This window comes from Enterococcus sp. AZ067, assembly GCF_051715005.1.
Taxonomy (GTDB): domain Bacteria; phylum Bacillota; class Bacilli; order Lactobacillales; family Enterococcaceae; genus Enterococcus_D; species Enterococcus_D casseliflavus.
Genome location: NZ_JBIOSY010000001.1, coordinates 1,506,658 through 1,525,727, shown reverse-complemented (window position 1 = coordinate 1,525,727; position 19,070 = coordinate 1,506,658). Strand labels below are relative to the sequence as shown.

At 39.7% G+C, this 19,070-nt stretch carries 33 protein-coding genes; all 33 read right to left on the bottom strand.

The window, feature by feature from the left end:
* Positions 1-73: 73 nt before the first annotated feature.
* Positions 74-538 carry a hypothetical protein gene (locus IGI82_RS07210; RefSeq protein WP_086269598.1) on the bottom strand — a complete coding sequence of 155 codons (465 nt, stop codon included), beginning with the start codon at positions 536-538 and terminating at the stop codon, positions 74-76.
* Positions 538-1,182: a major tail protein gene (locus IGI82_RS07205; RefSeq protein ID WP_438841981.1), complete on the bottom strand. Its 645-nt coding sequence runs from the start codon at positions 1,180-1,182 to the stop codon at positions 538-540. Before IGI82_RS07205 ends, IGI82_RS07210 begins: the two co-directional genes overlap by 1 nt.
* Position 1,183: 1 nt before the next feature.
* Positions 1,184-1,552, bottom strand: a complete 369-nt coding sequence (locus IGI82_RS07200; protein WP_137264644.1) for an HK97-gp10 family putative phage morphogenesis protein — start codon at positions 1,550-1,552, stop codon at positions 1,184-1,186.
* A complete protein-coding gene (locus tag IGI82_RS07195; RefSeq protein ID WP_438841980.1) occupies positions 1,545-1,880 on the bottom strand; it encodes a hypothetical protein in 336 nt (111 codons plus the stop codon). Before IGI82_RS07195 ends, IGI82_RS07200 begins: the two co-directional genes overlap by 8 nt.
* The gene (locus IGI82_RS07190; protein ID WP_272017504.1) at positions 1,870-2,190 is read right to left on the bottom strand and encodes a phage head closure protein; all 321 of its coding nucleotides are present in this window, start codon (positions 2,188-2,190) and stop codon (positions 1,870-1,872) included. The genes IGI82_RS07195 and IGI82_RS07190 overlap by 11 nt, the downstream gene beginning before the upstream one ends.
* The gene (locus IGI82_RS07185; protein WP_311902532.1) at positions 2,177-2,443 is read right to left on the bottom strand and encodes a head-tail connector protein; all 267 of its coding nucleotides are present in this window, start codon (positions 2,441-2,443) and stop codon (positions 2,177-2,179) included. Before IGI82_RS07185 ends, IGI82_RS07190 begins: the two co-directional genes overlap by 14 nt.
* 141 nt (positions 2,444-2,584) lie before the next feature.
* Positions 2,585-3,739: a phage major capsid protein gene (locus IGI82_RS07180; RefSeq protein WP_438841979.1), complete on the bottom strand. Its 1,155-nt coding sequence runs from the start codon at positions 3,737-3,739 to the stop codon at positions 2,585-2,587.
* Positions 3,736-4,410, bottom strand: coding sequence for a head maturation protease, ClpP-related (locus IGI82_RS07175; RefSeq protein ID WP_438841978.1), 675 nt, complete (start codon positions 4,408-4,410; stop codon positions 3,736-3,738). The genes IGI82_RS07180 and IGI82_RS07175 overlap by 4 nt, the downstream gene beginning before the upstream one ends.
* Entirely contained in the window at positions 4,391-5,572 is a 1,182-nt protein-coding gene (locus IGI82_RS07170) for a phage portal protein (protein ID WP_438841977.1), read from the bottom strand. Before IGI82_RS07170 ends, IGI82_RS07175 begins: the two co-directional genes overlap by 20 nt.
* Before the next feature lie 34 nt (positions 5,573-5,606).
* A complete protein-coding gene (locus IGI82_RS07165) occupies positions 5,607-5,795 on the bottom strand; it encodes a hypothetical protein (protein ID WP_272017498.1) in 189 nt (62 codons plus the stop codon).
* A gap of 15 nt (positions 5,796-5,810) precedes the next feature.
* Positions 5,811-7,502 (bottom strand): terminase large subunit, encoded by a 1,692-nt coding sequence (locus IGI82_RS07160; protein WP_438841976.1) that lies wholly within the window; start codon positions 7,500-7,502, stop codon positions 5,811-5,813.
* A gap of 1 nt (position 7,503) precedes the next feature.
* Complete coding sequence (locus tag IGI82_RS07155; RefSeq protein ID WP_257601796.1) at positions 7,504-7,866, bottom strand: hypothetical protein; 363 nt, start codon at positions 7,864-7,866, stop codon at positions 7,504-7,506.
* A gap of 85 nt (positions 7,867-7,951) precedes the next feature.
* Positions 7,952-8,278, bottom strand: coding sequence for an HNH endonuclease (locus IGI82_RS07150; RefSeq protein WP_137264651.1), 327 nt, complete (start codon positions 8,276-8,278; stop codon positions 7,952-7,954).
* 1 nt (position 8,279) lies between these two features.
* The gene (locus tag IGI82_RS07145) at positions 8,280-8,549 is read right to left on the bottom strand and encodes a hypothetical protein (protein WP_438841975.1); all 270 of its coding nucleotides are present in this window, start codon (positions 8,547-8,549) and stop codon (positions 8,280-8,282) included.
* Between the two features lie 208 nt (positions 8,550-8,757).
* Positions 8,758-9,978, bottom strand: a complete 1,221-nt coding sequence (locus tag IGI82_RS07140) for a helix-turn-helix domain-containing protein (RefSeq protein ID WP_438841974.1) — start codon at positions 9,976-9,978, stop codon at positions 8,758-8,760.
* Between the two features lie 1,034 nt (positions 9,979-11,012).
* A complete protein-coding gene (locus IGI82_RS07135) occupies positions 11,013-11,426 on the bottom strand; it encodes a phage transcriptional regulator, RinA family (protein ID WP_016611240.1) in 414 nt (137 codons plus the stop codon).
* An 89-nt stretch (positions 11,427-11,515) separates the two neighbouring features.
* Positions 11,516-11,710, bottom strand: coding sequence for a hypothetical protein (locus IGI82_RS07130; RefSeq protein WP_438841973.1), 195 nt, complete (start codon positions 11,708-11,710; stop codon positions 11,516-11,518).
* A 2-nt stretch (positions 11,711-11,712) separates the two neighbouring features.
* The gene (locus IGI82_RS07125; protein WP_438841972.1) at positions 11,713-11,901 is read right to left on the bottom strand and encodes a hypothetical protein; all 189 of its coding nucleotides are present in this window, start codon (positions 11,899-11,901) and stop codon (positions 11,713-11,715) included.
* The gene (locus tag IGI82_RS07120; protein ID WP_438841971.1) at positions 11,891-12,292 is read right to left on the bottom strand and encodes a YopX family protein; all 402 of its coding nucleotides are present in this window, start codon (positions 12,290-12,292) and stop codon (positions 11,891-11,893) included. The genes IGI82_RS07125 and IGI82_RS07120 overlap by 11 nt, the downstream gene beginning before the upstream one ends.
* 1 nt (position 12,293) lies before the next feature.
* A complete protein-coding gene (locus IGI82_RS07115) occupies positions 12,294-12,488 on the bottom strand; it encodes a hypothetical protein (protein WP_438841970.1) in 195 nt (64 codons plus the stop codon).
* Between the two features lie 39 nt (positions 12,489-12,527).
* Entirely contained in the window at positions 12,528-12,773 is a 246-nt protein-coding gene (locus IGI82_RS07110) for a hypothetical protein (RefSeq protein ID WP_171918296.1), read from the bottom strand.
* Complete coding sequence (locus tag IGI82_RS07105) at positions 12,773-13,141, bottom strand: hypothetical protein (RefSeq protein WP_230209446.1); 369 nt, start codon at positions 13,139-13,141, stop codon at positions 12,773-12,775. Before IGI82_RS07105 ends, IGI82_RS07110 begins: the two co-directional genes overlap by 1 nt.
* Positions 13,142-13,173: 32 nt before the next feature.
* A complete protein-coding gene (locus tag IGI82_RS07100; RefSeq protein ID WP_438841969.1) occupies positions 13,174-13,485 on the bottom strand; it encodes a hypothetical protein in 312 nt (103 codons plus the stop codon).
* On the bottom strand, positions 13,485-13,718 hold the full coding sequence (locus tag IGI82_RS07095; protein ID WP_016611916.1) for a hypothetical protein: 234 nt from the start codon (positions 13,716-13,718) through the stop codon (positions 13,485-13,487). Before IGI82_RS07095 ends, IGI82_RS07100 begins: the two co-directional genes overlap by 1 nt.
* A 151-nt stretch (positions 13,719-13,869) precedes the next feature.
* Positions 13,870-14,328, bottom strand: coding sequence for a single-stranded DNA-binding protein (locus IGI82_RS07090; protein ID WP_438841968.1), 459 nt, complete (start codon positions 14,326-14,328; stop codon positions 13,870-13,872).
* Positions 14,325-14,651, bottom strand: a complete 327-nt coding sequence (locus tag IGI82_RS07085; protein ID WP_438841967.1) for a hypothetical protein — start codon at positions 14,649-14,651, stop codon at positions 14,325-14,327. Before IGI82_RS07085 ends, IGI82_RS07090 begins: the two co-directional genes overlap by 4 nt.
* Before the next feature lie 2 nt (positions 14,652-14,653).
* On the bottom strand, positions 14,654-14,989 hold the full coding sequence (locus IGI82_RS07080; protein ID WP_438841966.1) for a VRR-NUC domain-containing protein: 336 nt from the start codon (positions 14,987-14,989) through the stop codon (positions 14,654-14,656).
* The gene (locus IGI82_RS07075; protein ID WP_438841965.1) at positions 14,986-15,234 is read right to left on the bottom strand and encodes a hypothetical protein; all 249 of its coding nucleotides are present in this window, start codon (positions 15,232-15,234) and stop codon (positions 14,986-14,988) included. Before IGI82_RS07075 ends, IGI82_RS07080 begins: the two co-directional genes overlap by 4 nt.
* Positions 15,235-16,473, bottom strand: a complete 1,239-nt coding sequence (locus tag IGI82_RS07070; RefSeq protein ID WP_438841964.1) for a DnaB-like helicase C-terminal domain-containing protein — start codon at positions 16,471-16,473, stop codon at positions 15,235-15,237.
* Positions 16,463-17,191, bottom strand: coding sequence for a conserved phage C-terminal domain-containing protein (locus IGI82_RS07065; RefSeq protein ID WP_324186758.1), 729 nt, complete (start codon positions 17,189-17,191; stop codon positions 16,463-16,465). The genes IGI82_RS07070 and IGI82_RS07065 overlap by 11 nt, the downstream gene beginning before the upstream one ends.
* Position 17,192: 1 nt before the next feature.
* Positions 17,193-17,912, bottom strand: coding sequence for a putative HNHc nuclease (locus tag IGI82_RS07060; protein WP_438841963.1), 720 nt, complete (start codon positions 17,910-17,912; stop codon positions 17,193-17,195).
* A 5-nt stretch (positions 17,913-17,917) separates the two neighbouring features.
* Entirely contained in the window at positions 17,918-18,601 is a 684-nt protein-coding gene (locus IGI82_RS07055; RefSeq protein ID WP_438841962.1) for an ERF family protein, read from the bottom strand.
* Complete coding sequence (locus tag IGI82_RS07050) at positions 18,601-18,936, bottom strand: hypothetical protein (protein ID WP_438841961.1); 336 nt, start codon at positions 18,934-18,936, stop codon at positions 18,601-18,603. Before IGI82_RS07050 ends, IGI82_RS07055 begins: the two co-directional genes overlap by 1 nt.
* Positions 18,937-19,070: the final 134 nt, after the last annotated feature.

The window sequence follows — 19,070 nt, the reverse complement described above, 5'->3', positions numbered from 1 at the left end:
GCTTTTAAAAAAAATTCCTCACTCCAATTAAGTAGAGTGAGGGCAACATAGAGATAGAAGCTCCATGGAGTTCCTATCTCTTGTGTTTCTTCTTGTTTTTTCCTTTTTTCTTTTGAGGAGTTTGATAATCTTGTGGCTTCTTCGATTTTTTTAAGTCTTCAACCTGAAACTTCTGATTACTAAAAATTTCCATGCATGCCCCATAAGCCTGTAAGACATCGCCGTTCATACCTAAGAATTTGAAGATAGTTTGAGGATCTTCTTCTAAACCACCAGTGCGCAGCATTCCATAAATCAACGAGCGCATGATTTTTAAATCAGCAGGCGTCAAATTACGAGAATTGATCTCCCCATCGCTTTTATTGATCAAAAGATTCATATCATTTTCGAACTTCGAGTAGTCTTCCCCATATACATCTGCAATATATTCCATCGTTTCCATAGTAAATACAACAGGAAAATCATGCCCTTTAATATTAACCACACGAGAGTTGCCTAAGTCGTCAATATTAATTCCGTAGTCAACTAATCTAGCCATTACTCGCCACCACCCACTGGAGGAGTAGCTGCAGCAATTGTTTGCCATTGTTGTTCAGAATAGATTGGCTGTGCAATGAATTTTTCAAATAGCTCAAGAGATCCGGTAGTTCTATTTGAATCAAAACTTGAATACATTACATTGTTGTAATTCAAGCCAGTGGATACTAGGTTTGCCGTTACATCGTCGATCTTTGTTTCGTCTTCTTCGGTTGCATACTCTTCATCAATTACATTAGATAACTGAGTTTTCGGATACCATACTGCTTTGCGACCACCGCCTTCGATTTTGCCGATAAATCCAAATGCAAAAAACGGGAATTCACGAGCGATATTTTTCGAGAAGGTTACGCCGCTTTCAGCAACCAAACCTTTCAATTCATCCATGACATCAATAGGAATTCCCACATGGTCCAATCCTAATTCGTGTTTTGTTTCTCGTGATACACGGCGGAACATCTTGCTTGATGCCCATTTTTCTAACGTTGTTCCGTTACCTTTTACAGCCAGTTTTGTGGCAATAGGTAGTCTTACAATTTCGCCATATTCTGGTGCTTTGTTTACGCCGTCTTGTGCCTCGGGAGACATCATAGCGATCAAGATATCCTCAAGGCCTTCAAAATACAATACATCTGTTTTGCCCAAATTAATTACCTCCCCAAAGATCCATGATCTTTTGTGTCATGATTTCTTCGATTTTATTTTTGTTCTGTTCATAAGTCCCACTAGCAAAGTTCTGCGCTCTTTGATTAGTGGTCCCATTCTCAGCGAATCGCCAATAATACGCTGTATCTTCGAAAGCAACTCTTACTCTGTCCTTCTCTACCACAACCTTGATTTGATCTCGCATATGTTTTCTTTTCATTAAGCTTTTAGGTATACGTGGCAACATTTTGTCGACATAGAAATTTGCGGCTTCTTCTAATGACTCCAAAGAAACTTTGACAGGATCTACCCTGCTCAACTCGCCCAATATATCAGACATTTCAGCAAATCCATTCTTATTACTAGGCATCTTCAACGCACCTCACATAAGTATAAAAATTTGTGATCGTATCATCGTTTTCATCGCCTTGGATACCTACAAAATCCGTATAGAGAATACCTGCGTTTTCCAATGCATGTTCCAGAACTCTCAAATCTTGTTCAGTACCTGCCGTAAATAATGACACTTGATAATAAGGCATTCGTTTATGGACTTTTGAAGAAGCCATTTTTTTACTTTTGCTAACATTTGAATAAATGATATATGGATAATTCGTACCCTTAACTGCTTTATCACGTGTAACTGGCAAGTTTGTTGCTTTGAGGGCGGTTTTTAAGTCATCCAAATTAATTAACATACGTCAAACTCAACTCCATTTCCCTACCCTTTGGCAACGTATAAATGCGTGCTATGTTATACGCAATACCGTCGATTTTAACGCCATTTGTCTTCTCTGTGATAGATTTATCCCAACGACATTTAATGCGCCTCACAACGTCCGTCTTGGCTTGCTGTGATAGGTATTTTTCTTCTGCCGTTATTCCGATTTCTATATAGTACAAATCACGAACTTTCGTCCTAACTTCAACAGGTCTGTCGTTGTCATCTACAATTTCTTCAATCTTTTGTAACTCGGCAATCCACTGTAAATCATTAAGTAGGCTCATCAGTCAACACCTCCAAAGCGAAAATAGGTTCTAAGGCCATCAACGCTTCTTTGAGATCGTCAGATGAAAGTCGGTGTTCAAACATGATCGTAGTAACCATAATTTCTAAATACTCTTGCTCATAGCCGATTTTCTTTTTTACGTATCGTTTCGCTGCTTCAGCATAAAAAGAGAGCATAGAATCATCCATGCCCTCCTCTAATCGGATATGTTTTTTTAGGTTATCTAACAAATTACTTTCCAATCTATTCACCTACCAATTCCAATAATTCTGATTTAGTAGCATTGGATTTGTAAGAAATACCAACCGTATCTAAATAGGCTTTGATTTCCACAATAGTATTGTCACTAGTCGGCTTTTCTAAGTCGGCTACCCCTAACGAAGTAGGGGAAATTACTCCCCCGCTGTTACTTTCAAATGAGCAAACGCTTGAGTGTAAGTTACAGCCCAATCAAGTACTGTGTACCCTTGATAACGAGTTTCACGATCTACTACACTACGTTCAGTTTGGATAGAGAATGGCTCGTTTGTATTTTGTACCACACCTGCAGCTGGGTTGCCTAATACAACTTCGCCCGCTGGAACACCATCATCTTCAACAACTGGGATACCAAAAATAGTACCCACACCACCATCAACTACTTCTCGGATGAAGATAGGTCGACCAGTACCATCTAACACTGTTGCCAAATCGTTCCATACAGTTGTAGATTTAGCATAAAATTTAGCACCTGCAGCAAATTGAGAGACTAATTTAGAACGTAAATTGGTAAGATCTGCATATTTGATAGTATCAGTTGCAGTCACAACTTGCGGAGTTCCTGATTGTTCAGATAAAACCGTCAAAACACCTTTAGGTTGTTTTACACCAGTTCCAGTGAAAATAGCTTTACCTAAGGTACGTCCTACACGATCAGCAATTTCAGCTTGGATATAAGGAATGAATTCCTCGATAGACATAGCTTCTAATTTGAATGAAACACGGACAAGTTTTGCTACTTCAAATCCAGTCAAGGTGATTTCAGCAAATGTGTTTTTCTCGTCTTCTGCTGGAGTGCCTTCATCGACAAAGTCTGCATCCCCTGCGTCAACAGAAACATGTTGCTTGATTGTCAGATTACCTCGAACATTCAATTTGCGAATCGCTCCATAAAATGGATGTTGTTCTTCAATTAATCCTAAAATTCCAGCCATAGTTGTTTCTGGAATCAAAATAGGTTGGTTTGCTACTTGGTGAGTATATGCAGCATTGTTTACTTTTTCGTAAGCTACTTTATCCTGTGGATCAAGTTCGCGTCCCATTAAAATCTTCGCAAATACTTCTTCATATTTTGGTGTTGCTACATCTTTCACTTCTCCGACTTTTTTCAAATTTGCCACCTCTTCTGGTTTTTTATTTTCCAGCGCTTTGTCTTCGACTTTCGCTGTTTTTGGTTCTTCAAAGATTGCTTTAGCTTCTGGATTGTCTTTCATAAGTTGATCCAATGCTGCATTCGCTTCTGCTGTCTTGCCTTCTTCTAATAATTTTTGGATTTCGTCGAAATTCATTTTTTATCCTCCTTGAAACGCAAAAAACGCAACTTAGCTTCTGCCAAATCACGTTCTTCTTTGTCCTTCATATTTTGTAGTTTTTTGATAAATGACGAATTGGCTAAACTATCGAAACCAGCTACTAAAAGCAACTCGTTTTCTGAATCTTCAACCATTCCATCAGCAAATCCATAATCAATTACTTCTTGTGCGGTCATGAATGTCTCTTTGGCCATTAAATCTGCCAAGCCTTCTTTGTCTAGTCCTGTTTTTGCTACATAAGCATCTAGCAAAGAATTTTCAACGGTAGTTAATAGTTGAGCCGCTTTTTCCATATCCTTTTTCTCACCACTAACATCAGCTAACGTTGGATTGTGAATCATAAACGTAGATACAGGACTTACAAGCACTTCATCAAATGCGCATGTAATCAATGTACCGATACTGGCTACCAGACCGCTTAACTTAACAGTCGTTTTGCCTTCGTGGTTTTTAATAATGTCGTAAATCTCTTGTCCGGCAAATACCGATCCGCCATTTGTGGTTAATGTAATTTCTACATCTTCACTTCCAGCATCTTCTAATGCTCGTTTGACGTTACCTGGATAAATTGAATCTAGGTCAAACCAATCGAACAATTTACCCACATTGTCGGAAACGACATCGCCTTTAAGCTGAATCTTCTTCATTTGCACCCCCCTCTCTTATATTGTTTTGCCCAATTCTGTCAGTGTCTTTTCGAAGTAAGCGCATATCTCCGCCTTCGACAGGCTCTAATCCCAATGCAATTGTTCTGTATTCATTCACAGTCATCACACCACGATCTAACCAGCCAACCATTTGTAACTTCGTTTGCATACTTGCAAATTGAAGATTGTTGGATTCAAACATAATTGAATTACCCAATGCTCTTTCTCGCCTACTAAAAAAAGCCTTTGTAAATCCATCTGATAATTGGATCAACACTGGCTCGATTTGAGTTTCATAATAGGCAATCCACTGGTTCTCAGTGAAATTCGATTGAATGATTGAATCATTGGAGTTGAAAAGGTCTAAAATACGCTGTCTCGTTGCGGCTGACTGTTCTTTTTCAGGAACATAGGAATAAGGTTGCACCTGAACTGCATCAGCCTTAGAATCGACACCAGCGGCTCCAATACCTTCTGAATCTGTCCGAAGAAAATCTTCAACAAACTGCTTCGTATTTTCTTTGATATCTTCAGGTCGCAATGTTTGATTGAATTTTAGCAGCCATTTAACAACGTTTGAGTTTCGAATCGCTGCTATGATCCCTTGGTCGGTTGTTTGGACCACTTCAAGCAATGGTAAGAGAGACGGTGCTAGGCTATCACCCAATATTTCATTCGAAGTAAAGTCATTTCGAATGTGAATGAGGTCCCGATATCTAAAGGTATAGGATTTGCCATCACGTAGAACGAACTTAATGAAATACTCGCCACTAGGGCTAATTAATAACTCCAGAGAGTGAGAAACGATTGGATAAAGCGCAACGGGCTTTCCGTTATCATCTTTTTCCACATAAATAAAGGCATTCCCATTTACCCGATACTGCCAAATCGTTTTTTCAAGCAGCATTTGCATGCTCATTATGGCGTTGGGTTCCTGAAGCACCATCGATACAGCAATGTTAGGATTAATCTTGTCACCAAACCTATGTTTAGGCACCGTCTTACCAACTGCGTTTGCAAGTGGTCGTACAGCGCTTCGCACAATATCGGCTTCATAAACATTCCCGCTGAATCCAACAAATCCAGAACTAGGTTCGTCAATCATTTGAAACTTCGTTACAGTTTTCGGAGTTTCGTTTACTTTCCGATTAAATAATTTCAATTTCTCACCCCTTTCTAAATTCAAAAGTATTTAATTACTTTTCAAAAGCATATCCCGCAATGTTGTTAAGCATGAAAGTGGCTTTCCGTCGAACCTGTGTGCTAATACCAAAATATTCAAACATAATGTAACCTAGCCCTAGTTCTTCTTTAAATTCTGAAACCATTTCGTATTTGCCCGTTCCGCCATTATTAAACCAAATAATCAAACTTTTATTTTCCATTACATCCATTCCTTTCTAAATCAACCCAAGGTATTCTTCCATATAGCGCTCATAGATTGCATAAGCGTCCAAAAGACTTGCCAAACCATCAATACGTTTTCTCGGGTTGTTGCCCTTAACAGGTTTTATATTGGCATTCTCGTCCGTTTTTACACGCGTGTTAGAGATACACCATTTTAACAGCCCGTTATTGTTGTAATTGATATTGTCACTCATTAAATCAGCACCCAATGCTTTCATAGGAGCAGAGAGAGATTTGAACCCTTGGTAAACAGCTTCAGGAACAGAAGGTCCAAACGCATTCTTCAATTCATCGATCAGATAAGCCGAACTCCAAGCATCATAGCCAATTTTGAACGGATAAATATCGTATTCCATCTGCAATTTTACGAACCATTTTGTTATATCCTTGTAATCCACTTTGCTGTCACCAGAAAGGGTGATAATGCCTTGGTCTTTCCATTTGTCATATGGCACCTTATCGTCCTTCATACGCTCTTCAAACAAGTCTCTTGGCATAAAGTACTGTTGCATGACATAAAGCTTGTTAGGCTCGTCCTTGATGCCAAATATTGCATTCGCACAAGTTAAGTCAGTGGTTGCTGACAAGTCAATACCGCCAATAAAATACCTTGGCTTGAGTTCAAGCACATTGAAGGTTGATTCATTGTTGAAATCATTGAAGCTTAACCATGCGTCAGTATCGGATTCATTAATATTGAACTCTTTACAAAGCATGTTGCGCACCATACGAGGATTTTGTTTCGCAAGGTCAACTTTTTCCTTTAATGATTGCAATTTCTTGATAACGCCGATTCCCGGATTAGCTTTGACCCACATTTCTTCGTCTCGCCACTCCTCTGGATCGTCTAATTCGTACATGAATGGAATTGTGCGATCGTCATGATAGCCTTCAGCATTATCCCATCCATCAATGATATCTCCCATTTCCTCCCGAAGTTCATCGAAGATGTCTTCACGAGTTGTACCAGAAGTTGTAGTAATCAAAATCAAAGGTTGTTCACGAGCGGACATACTATCAACGATTACGTCATACAGTGGACGTCCGCCACGTCCTTTCCACGAATGAATTTCATCCATCAAGGAGCAATGAGCGTTTAAACCGTCCAAGCTATCCGAATCACTAGCCAAGGGTTTAAATTCAGCATCGTTAAATTCGGCTACCATGTCGGCAACTCTGGCTTTAATCATTTTTCTAAGCGTTGGTGATTTTTTAACCATCAATTTCGCTTCTTGCCAAATGATTTTCGCTTGATCTTTCTTAGCAGCCGTTGCTAATATTTGAGATCCGTTTTCTTGATCGGCAATCATCATGTAAAGTCCGATTGCTGAAGCGATTGCTGACTTACCATTCTTACGACCTATGAGTAAAAACACTCGCTGATACTTTCTATTGCCCTCGATATCCACAAATCCAAATATCGCTTCAATCATTGCTTTTTGCCAAAGCATTAACTTCAAAGGCTTATTCGCTTGTTTCCCTTTTGACGGGTGACAAAACTTTTCTATGAAGTCAATCGGGTGTTTCGCACGTTTTGAATCAAAATAATAGTCGGTTTCTGTATTTTGCAGATCAGCGACTAGCTTTTTATATAGTTTGAATATCTTTAAAGAGACTACTATGCTTCCGCCGTTTTGCCTGAAGCTTTTCCAGTATTTGAAAATGTTCGTTTCTTGATAGTCCACATCAATCCGCCCTCTCACTTAGAAAGGCGCTGAATTCAGATAAACCATCGTCATTTCTAGGAGCATCTTTAGGCAACAAGCCAAGAAGTTTCTCAGTAACTGTCGTATATCGTTGGATAGTTGTGTTGTATGACTTCAAAGCAGGGTGCTCACGCATGATTGAGTACTCACCTTGCGGCATCTCGTTAATTACGCCTTCATTTTGAATAATTTCTTTTAATTCGAGCAATGTTGCCTTCATAAACGCTGATTCTTCAATTAAACCTTTGATTGTTCGTTGCTTCTTGCTGTCAACTTCCTTAAAGATATCCGTTAGTCGCTTTATCTCGTTCGTTACTAGGCGCTTCCTCTTCTTATCGTCCATCTAAATCCTCCTTTCTTTTGGGGTGGGGGTTATATGAAATTACCCTGTGTGTTTTTCGGAGTTCCATCCCCGATTCCTAACCGATTTATTTTTTTCGATTCGAACGGGGGATAAGGTTGCCGTTGCCATCGAACATTACATCATCATTAATTATTTTTTCTTTTTCGAAATGTTCTTTGTTATGACAATCAAGGCATAAGTATTCTAAGTTACTCCATGCCAGTGATACATCTGGATCATGTATAGTCTCCTCTGTTAGGTGTTGCTTATGATGGACTATATATCCTTTGACAATCTTGTTCTTCTTTATACATCTCTCACACAATCCACCAACTGATTTGATATATCCTGCTCTACAGTTACGCCATGCCTTAGACTTATAGAATGGTTGTGATATATGTCTAGGTACCATTCTAGTAACCTAAGATCCTTCCCCGTTGATCCTGTGAATCTTTCATGATATCAGATAGCGGTCTGGTAATAGTTTTTCCTGTAATCTTCCCTGTGTGAATATGATAGTCCTTGCTGTCGACTTCTTCAGGATAAACCAACTCGATAGCAATTCTCTTAGAGCCATCTGGACGCTTACTCACATCTACATTCACTGATTCTAATTTGCTTGCATCTGCATGTTTGAGAATCCCCATGCCCATATTAAGTAACTCTTCATTCTCTTTGCTCACATTCCATACCTCCTTAACCTCTCTACAATATGCGACTCACTCTTCCAACCATGCCCAATGTATATCAACCTATGCCGATCGATATACTCGTCACTAAACTGCTGATAGCATTCAAGCAACGTGTGCTTTGGTTTCAACTCCGCTTGTCGGATGTTCTTATGTCTAAGTATTCCTACTGATAGTTGGATGTAATAGTAATGCATATCAGTCACCCCAACTCATAGATTACTTTCAGCTTGTCTGCTGAATACTCAAAGGCCTGTGTGCTCTTATAGTTCATTGTGTAACCATTCTCCGACTCATACTGATCGTTAGGCTTTATTGTTCCTAACTGCCGGTGAATAACGCCTTTAAGGTTTTGAGCTTCCATTGAGTGATAATGCCCTTGGTGAATCTCAAGCCAGCTACTCTTGCTCCATACGTCTCGAAACTCGGTAGCGAATAGCATAGGATAATCGCCCTTCTTGCCAAAGTGTCCATGAGTGAGCATAATGCCTACATTGTCTAGCTGATATGCGATCCTTGGTAGGTTGTGTTTGTTTACCGTTACTTGTGGATAGAGTGTTTCTAAGTACATTAGGAACAAATACTCAAAGTCACTGTGATTACCACTGGCAAATTCAATCCGCACCTCTGAGCTTTTTCTTAATGATTCATCTATCAGCGTAATGAAGAATGTTTTAGCCAACTCAATTGCTTCGACCATATCCACATCTTCAAGTTGGGTACCTTTGATTGTTTGGCTTGCCTTCATAGCGTTTGAGTGAAAGATATCCCCTAACACTTCTATAACGATTGTCTTATAGCCTTTATTTATGATTGCTAATACATCGGATAGATAGGTTTCAAATTTCCGTTCCGACAAAATAGGGAAGTGCAAATCAGCCAACGGTATGACTAGATTGCACTTCCCTTTGATAATTGGTTGAATTGTAATCGGCTTAGTACTTTGCAGCAATTTCGTAGCCAACGCTTGAATGCTCGTTGTCGCCCTTGGCTTAACAACTATCTTTGATTGATAAAGCTGTATAAGTCCATCTACTTGGTTGTTCTGTTCCCAGATGTTGTTAGTCGCTTGGACCAGTTCCCAGTTATCGGGATCGTATCCGTGTGCTTGTAGGACATAATCTGGATTCTTTGACTGTTCTTCAGTCATACGCAGTTTAATAAGGTTTGTCTGAGTACCATCTGATTTGATTTCTGTAGATACTACATTCTTCTTAGTCTTATCTGTTTGCTTAACACGCATATTCTTTTCGCTCGGTGGCAACTTCAACCTGGCACGTTTACTTCTAACGCTTGGCCAAGAAAACTCTTCGCCGAACTCCTCTGACAGCATAGGCGCTATTTCTATATTTGTTAGTCCTTCATTTGCCAATTCCGACAATCGTTTAACCTGTTGTTCCGTCCATTTAGTAATGTCTGCCACCTCGCTTTATCCAAAATAAAAAGCCACTCGCAATGAGTGACTTTGATATGTACGTCCCCGCTTGGGACACATTGTTAAGAGGTGTACGGGGTTCTATTGTCAGATTTGCTCTAAGGATGCCCAACAAGCAAAGATGCCTCCCGCATTAGTATGAACTAGGTGAGACAGTTATTTTGATATAAGGATACTCTGACGGCATTCCGTATATCATCCTATTAGAACTGCGACTAGGCAGTTAACATCTATAAAAAAAGCAACCTACACGCTCGCAATCTCGAGCCACCATATCCCACTATGCCACAATCCTCGGTTGCTTCTTTGTCTATTCGCATCAAGGTAGCGAAACACCTGAACACTGGATCAGAATATCGCCCCTGACCTTGGCTTACTCATTTAACTTTGAATCCCTTCCTTCATCACAGACCGCTCACAAAGCCTGCGTAAGGCAACCTGCCGTGTTCCTAGCAAGTCCAACTTAATGTTAATTGGTGAGGACGGTGTCGAACCGTCAGCCTCTATGAGCCGTCACCCTTCGACCACACCAACTGAGGAGCAACCCTCTGCGCGCTTTTTTCTGGGATCTAAGTCCCGTGTTTTGAGATTGTTTATCCGACAAAAGCCTTGGGATAACTCAAGGGCTGATTGCCACGTGCTTTTGTTCAATCTCAATGTCACTGGAGTGGTACTGCCCCACTCGGTAATACGGACTGGGACCTCTCTGCTCCGTTAATTACACTCTATATCTCGTGAATTCTCACGCCCAGATTGTGCGGATCTCCGCCACAGTGACCGAAGCTTGGCGGTGTACAGATAGCACACTTACTACATTGCCGTACGTAGCACCGTATAGCTTCTTAACGATCTTTTTTCGGTAGTCGTAACCATCATAGGCATTTAATGTCACCCTGTAGTGACTATCGCCCACAGAATAATTTTTACGTATCAAAAGGAGGTTGAATGCCGTTGTGCTTGTGGGCGATATCTGATAATACTATTTTATAACATTTTCATACCTCAAAAAGTTCAAAAAAGGTTCATAAATCAAGCTGTTTATCGACTTCTTCAAAAAACTTATTACGCAATCTCTTCGCCGTGCTCACACTAGCAAGGATGATTCTCTGTTCCACCAACCCTTGCATCGTGTATTGTGGAAATCGTTTGATATACAACTCTCGAATGATCGTCTCAGTGTCACTACCGCACTCATCGAGAAGTTCTTGTACAATCTGCTTATTACGCTTCAACCGCCGAATCTGCTTATCCGTCTCGATGGTCCACAATGTGCCGAACATCAAATCGCTGTCGCTTCTTGTTCCCTTGATATCCCCATTAACATCCTCTTCTCGATACGGAACTCGAATCTCTTCTTCAAGCTTTCTGACGTACTTATCCGTATCTCGGTAATCTTTCAACACTGCCTTGACTCGTTCAACACGCCATTTCTCCAATCACTTGCCCTCCTTATTGTCTTCCTTACCAAAAATCACACTTGCGAATACTGCCGCTATTACAGCTACAAATATCAAAACCGCTTCTGTCATTTTTGTACCTTCTCAATTTCCCGCTCTAGCCATTCATCTTTCGTTGCTAGCAAGGCGCCTTCTTTGGAGTAATATTCATCGATCAACCTTGCTGGGTTTTCTTCGGTTCCCACACCTTCGAACGAAACTACATGAATAACTTCCATCATTTTAACTTCACGAACATGATTTGATTTCTTAGGTAGTACCATTTTCATCCTCCTGCTTCCATCGCATCCCTGACTAACGGATCGTTAATAATAATCTTGTACTTCCTCTGCTCATGCTGCAGTTGTTCTTGTAACTGCTCAATTTGTTCCTGTTGGTCCACTATTGTATAGGATAGCCAACTCAAGCCAGCGATTGTCAGCAGTATCAACATTATTGCGTGGCTAGTTTTCATTGGCTTGCTCCAATAGTTCTGGGTTCTCGTAGATGTTGCCTCTAATGATGATGTATTCAGCATGGATCAGCCATCTAGCTTCATCTGTAGAATAATCAAACGGACTTTTCAAAATAATTCTGTGCGAATTAAAGTCTCCAGTTTGTTCGGACCATCCAACATCTGCAATGTCCCCTTCCCATCCTTCTACATTTTTTCCATCTTCTGTTTCACAATTAAGTAATCCAGTGGCTTGCATGAGGATTTGATCGTGATCGAAGGATGTAATGCAAGCATTTTCTTTATAGCCAATTAGCCAAAAATCGTCTCCATCATCTTTTGTTAGAATTAAATCCTTCAAAGATCTCATGACTTTACTATCTTTATCCCAACATCTAAATCTCGGTACCATCTTATCCCTCCTGTTCAATCAAACGAATAGCGGGCCCGCAAGCAAACTCATTGTTAAATCTGTAAATATTTTTCCTTACAGAATCCAGATCTTCTTCTTTGACTTCTTGATTCATTTTGTATGAAAAATTTGCCCAATCATTGAAAGCATCAAGCCAACCTTGTTCCTCGTGGTCAGTGGTAATGATGTGTTTCATTCTTATCCCTCCTGTTTGCTATCGCTGACGATTGCGGAATTAATCGATAAACCTTATCAAGTCATGCTCATATAGCGCTATTGTTCCATCGTTCATTTCTACTACTGCGTATAGGTTGGATCTTTCTCCATACTCGTTAGCAGCATATTCGGATATCCACTGATGAAATTTGCCTTTTATTTCTGTGTCTGTGTATTCACAACTAACACAATACCGCACACTCGTTATTTCACTAAAAGCATGCTCTTCTTTCTTCTCTCGAATTACTACTGGTCTAAGAATCATCATTCTTCCTCCAGTACTTTGAGATCATAATCCGAGTCAATGAATTTTTCTGTTAATTCTGGATTTATTGCATTACCCAATTCTGTGTAGATTAAATCAAAATCATCTCGGTTAAAGTCAGTTTGTAAGTAGTTATTGATGATTGCTCTGATACGGTTTTCCCAATAACTGCCCACCCCTTTATGCGCTGGTCTTGATAGCCAATGAAATATCTTTACTGTTATATCTCTTTTTGACTCTACGCCGTTTAAGTTAAAATAAATATTCTTGGTTGGGACTAAGATTAGTTCATTTCTTCGATTGATGAATGCCTTCGGTGATATTTCCGTTACAAATCCTATGAACTTTAGAACTTCTACTTGCACCATCACTCTTCCTCCTAGTTGGTAATTTCTTCCGATTACTGACTCAATATCTCGACCGTTGCACCTGCGAAATTGCCTTTCTTCAAAGGTATCTGCAATCTGCATGCTCGATCCAAAGTCCATTTGTTCAGCCCTGATATCTCCGCGGCTTCACGCTGTGTGCTGAATTCTTTGACTTCACCATCTGGAAAAGTAAATCTGACAGGTGTTGAGTTGTATCTATTCTGCTTTGGTCGATCGTAACTCTTTCCCCACAAAGCCTTTCTCAAAACTCTGATTTCGTCTTCGTCAGCACCTGGCGTATTAACTAACCTTTCCAACCGATATAAATCTTCTTTGTTAGCCATCATTCCACCCTCTTCATATTTCGCAATTTAACTACTGTCCGATCGCTGCCAAACGTCACAATAGCTGAGTTCTCAAGAACTTTGACACACACTGCTTTGAAAGGTTTTGTAAACCGTTCGGTCACGCACCAATACTCGATGCCTGCTTTTACTCTACGTTGCTTTCTGACTACTCGTGGCGGCGGGCTATACTTACCGTCTTGCACGCCTGTTACTGTGTCTGCTAGTTTCATGCTTTACTCCTCCGCTCCATTTCCTCGGCTAGCCATTCTTGTTGCTTGAGCAATCTCTCGACATGGCTGTCGATCACTTTCTTTCTCCATACTAGGTCCTTATCCGACATGTTTCTGATTTGTATTTGAGTTGGTGTCATCTGCTCACCTCTCAAAATGGAAGGCTATCATCAATATCGATCGATGAATTGCTGAATGGGTCTGATTGAACATTGTTGCGGTTTTGTTGAGCGTTGGCATTATTAGTTGTTTGACTATTTGAAACGCCGCCACCTTGTGTATTTTGGCTCTTGCGACCAGTTGTGAAGCTAAACTTGTCCGCCACAACTTCTGTTACATATTTTCTACCGCCTGAGTTATCTTCGTAGCTGCGAGTTTGGATTCTTCCGACAACTAGAATTTCGTCGCCTTTTCTGAAGTAGTTCGCAACTGTTTCAGCAGTTTTCCCCCAGAACACGATGTTCACCCAATCTGTTTCTTTTTCGCCATTGGCGTTCTTAAAATCACGATCCACTGCAATACTTGTTGTGCCCACTGCTTTACCACTTTGCGTATATTTAAGGTCGATGTCCTTGCCTAGTTTTCCTTGTAAAGTTACGTTGTTAATCATTTTTCTTCCTCCCGTTTCTGCGCCCACAACAAGAAAGCAACAGTTACTTTTGCCCATTCTTTATCCGTTAAGCCATCGTATAGCATCATATCAATGGCACAGTCGTATAAATCTGCCCCTTTTTCAAAAGACTTCTTGGCGTTGTTTATTGCAATCTGCTGTTGCTCGTTGAGTTGCGGTTGCTTTAACATTTCAACAGCTTTATTAAATTCACTAGCGGTATATGTCACGCCAAGAATGGTGATTGTTGGTTCAATATTCCAGTTGGATGCTTGAAATATACCGTCTATTGCTTTTAAGTTAATGCTATTTTCTTCACTCACATTCATTCCTCCAATTCATTTTCGATCGTTCGTGTTCCTTGTATTATTTCGATTGCTTCAACAAGATTCCTAGCTACTCCATTGAGACAACCTTTCCGGTTTTTATCTAAAAGGAACTCTTTTTGCTCATTTTTTAATTTTCCTTTTGGCATTTTGATTTCTATAAAGAAAATCCGTTTGTCATCTTTTCGAAATCCGAACAAATCAGGGAATCCTTTTTCAAGATTCATTTGCTTATGGCTAGCTCGTTTGACTGGCCCTGTATCAACTTTCCAGCAATCATGCCCGATGACCTTGAGTGAATTTCTGATTTGCTTTTGTAAATCAAGTTCGTTCACATCTTTCTCCTCGCATTCAGATATCTTTCGGCGATTTGTTCTCTAGTTTCATTGCCATTTAAGAATGGATAGCCTTGCGCTTTTTCTTCCTCAGCTATTTCGATCGCCAACCACTTAGCTTCTTCTGCATTCGCTGGCATATTGTTTTCTTGAAACACCTTAACTTGATGTTCCAATATTTTGACTAAGTCCGATCGCACAAGGCCGTTTTCTTTGAAGATAGCCAGATATGTTTTCCCGTCCATCTAGCCTCTCCATTCGTCAAAGTCTACTGAGAAATCCATAAACTTCTTGTCGAATATAAACGGTGCTATACCTGTCATCCCTTCTCGATTTTTGGCTACATCACACCGTATCTTACGCTCTTCTTTTTCATCAGCAGATAACAAAAGCACAACATTGGCATCTTGTTCAAGCGAGCCTGATTCTTTCAAATCGCTGAGTATCGGACGTTTATCTTCTCTGTTCATTACCGCCCTACTTAGTTGAGCCAACAAAACGATCGTGATGCCGTAATCAGTTGTCAGCTTTTTCAACTCTCGTGTGACCTCGTTCATGACTTGCCGTTCATTTTTGCGTGTATCATTGACAGTTATCAGCCCAGCGTAGTCCACAAACACTACATACCGTTTGTCGCTTAATCGCTGCTTGATCGCATACTTGATATCGTTTAGATTGGAATATTCCGAAGTGTACACTCGCATATCGAACCTGTTCTTCATGTCCTCGTATGATTTTCTGGCTCTTACTTTGTTTTCGTCTGACAGTTTATTATTTCCAACGAACAGCATAGAATTGATTCTTGTTTCTTTCGAGATAAGGCGCTTGATCAATTCATTTTGACCCATTTCAAAAGTGAAGAAATCACACTGTACATTGTCATTGTCTGAAAATAGTCTGTGCATAATGTTCAATGCGAAAGCTGTTTTTCCTGTACCTGGTCGCCCAGCCAAGACAATTAGCTTTCCTCCTGTGAAGCCTCCTCCAAGAAATGCATCTAAAGGTTTGTAAGTTGTCATAACTTCACTTGGTTTATCTAAGCTATCTGTAAATTCTGCGAAAGCTTTGTCCAACTTGCCATCAGACTTAATATGGTTCACGTCACGCTTTTCTTCTAGCAAGCGTGTTAACTTATCACCATCTGTCTTAGAAAGCGTCTCGGCGTATTTTATGGACGCTGAATGCAACTTGCGATCAAGATAATCATTGTGTATGATTCGTGCTAGTTCTCTTTCGATTCCAAGCTGATTCGCAGAATTCTTCAAGATGTCTAATTCATCTGCTGTCCCTGCTTTGAAGTAGTCAATGGTTCGCATTTCCCGATGGACCTGTTCGGTGGTGTATTTCATTCCTCGCAGTCTCGTCATTGACTCTACAATCAGTTTGCACTGGGGACTTTCAAACCATTCTGAATCAATATCAATGTTGGTAATGATTGATGGATTGTTTAGCATTTCAGCCACAAGTTTTAACTCATTGTTCATAGGCTTCAGACAACCTCCTTTGAGATTCAGCGATTTCATCGGAGATTGAAGAATTAACTTGTGGGCGATACTCATTCAAGTAATCATCAAACTTATTTCCAAAGAGTGTTGCTGGTCTTAGGTACTTATTCATTTCTTGGTTGTTCAACCATTGGTTTGTTTTCACATCAATTACTTTTTTAAAATCATCTAAGCGTTGACCTTCGTTCCATCTTGCTTTGATAAGGTCTTTCCATTTCTGAGTAACCTTGAATGATTTACTTGATTTGTTGTTCAGGTAGGTAATAATCTCAGAATAAGGAATCAAGTCGGGCTTGCTCGACATATTGTTTTTTGTATTACTAAAAGATGTATTACTACCTTTAGCATTTTCTAAATACCCCCCTTTAGAATATTTAATACCCCTATTTAATTTTCTAACTACCCTAATTACACGTTTATCAATCTCTTTGTTCTTTCCGTAAATGAATGAAATAGCTATATAACCCTTTTCTTGAAGGCTTGAAATTATCTGAGAACATCGGCCATTTGTTAATCCGAAAAACTCGGAAAAATGCTTGTTGCTGGCATAGCATCCCTCGTCACTTATATCTAAACTGTCAATCTCAACCAAAAACATCATTTCTTGAATTGTTAGGTTTTTATCCAGCCAAATGTGTGAAGGAATCCATACCCCTTTAAACCCTCTGTTGCTTTTGGATATTTTCCTTTCTGCCACGCTATCCCTCCTCTATTGCTTTCTTGTACAGCTCTTCTGTTTCGTATTTTTCATCAAAGCGCATTATTTGAGCGTTACTCATAATGCCAATCTTGATCAAAGCTTCTTTATCTAAATAAACAGGCTTGATTTGATATCTCTTTAGAAATTCCTCTTGCCCAAGTTGGTGAGCAATATTGTGTGTTTTCCAATCCAAAGCCACGAATGGAAATAGCCGATGGTCAACGTTACTTCTATGCCGATTACCAACTGCGGTGACATGATGTATTTGCGCTCCAGGTCTACCAGAAACTGCACATTTTCGGTACTTGCAGCAATAGTAGAAAAAGCTATCATGTTCTAGTAGATATGAGTATCTTTGATTGAGTTGGACCCCTTCTCGTATGACAAATTGAATGAGTTTCGTTATCCAAATATTGCCTTCGTTCATACTTGCTACGGCGTGCGAGAAAGGTTCGTCTTCTGTGTACTTATAATCGTATTTGAGTATTTCTTCTACGTGTTCTGGATCATCAACATACCAATTAGCTATGTCTCGAATTAAAGCGTGAGAAAGCTTATTCTGCTTTGCTGAGAGCGGCTCATTATCTATGATTTTTACTTTGACCAGATTTTCTTTCTCACGAGCCATCATTTTTAGGTATTCGGCATTTATTTCCTCTTCAAATTCGATAGTCAATCTTTTCCCTTTATGATCGATTACTTTTCCTAAATGAAACATTTACATCACTTCTTCTTTTTGGCTTCTTTTTCATACCCGTTGACCCATTTAGTCAAAGTGTTCATAACCAAACCGAAATCATAGCCGCTGAAATCATCAAGTGCTTTAGCTTGAGAGATCCCGTTTGACATCTTCGCTTGTTCGAAAAAGGCTTCTTTCGGCTGGCCTTTCAAGTCATGTAGTTTTTGTAACTGAATTTCAATTGCTTCTTTCTGCTCTGGTTCTGCTGGAATGCGTTTAAGAATTTCTTTTTGAAAAACATCTGGATCGACTTCATCAGTCGGAATGTTAAATTCTTTAAGAAAGAATGTTTTTTCGGCATAAGTTAGTGCTTGCCCGTATGCGTATGAAGCATTCTCATCATCCGCCATAGCAGCAAACAAAACTTCTTCTCTTTCTGAAGGATTATCAGCGTTGACCCATGTATATTTCATGTCCAATGTCACTAAATAGTTGAAAACGTCTTTTTTTGTCTTTTCGTTTACACCTACTTTTAGCCGTTCGATTTCTTTATGAAGAACTTCGGTTTTCAAATATAGGTTTAAACTATTCATATGACGATTGAATTCCGTTAAAACCGTTTCAGAACTTACAACAGCAAATTTCATATACTGTTTTTGTTCCTTTTTGATATATGGGATCTTTTTTCTGAGAGTGATTAATTTCTGAATAATATTTTTCTCTGCCATTAAATCAAATCCTTCCCTAAAACTGGTTCAGCGCTCCAAACCAAATCTTTGTCTTTTTCGTCAAATATGAATTCGCAGACGTCTTCAGCATGGACTAGATATTGTTTTGTTTTTTCGTAAATCTCATCCGATGAAAAGATGATTGTGCCTGGATTGGGCTTCACAAAAACGATAAACAATTCATCGTCAGCGTTGACTACACGAGGTTTGTAGCTTGTCATGATGCGTTCTTCTTTGTATTCATCAAACCCTTTAAATTGATGGATATTAGGCATCACATGGCTGGTTTCGTCTTGCAGCAGGTTGTCGTAATTTGTTGCGATGTAATCTGACATCTTCCCACTCCTCTCGATTTGTGGTAAACTTAGGTAAATATTTTTCGTAAGACTCTATGCTTGGCGGCCGGAGTCTTTTTTTGCGTTCATTTTTGCTTGCGCTTCATAGTAAATTTCTTTCCAGTCAAGTGTGC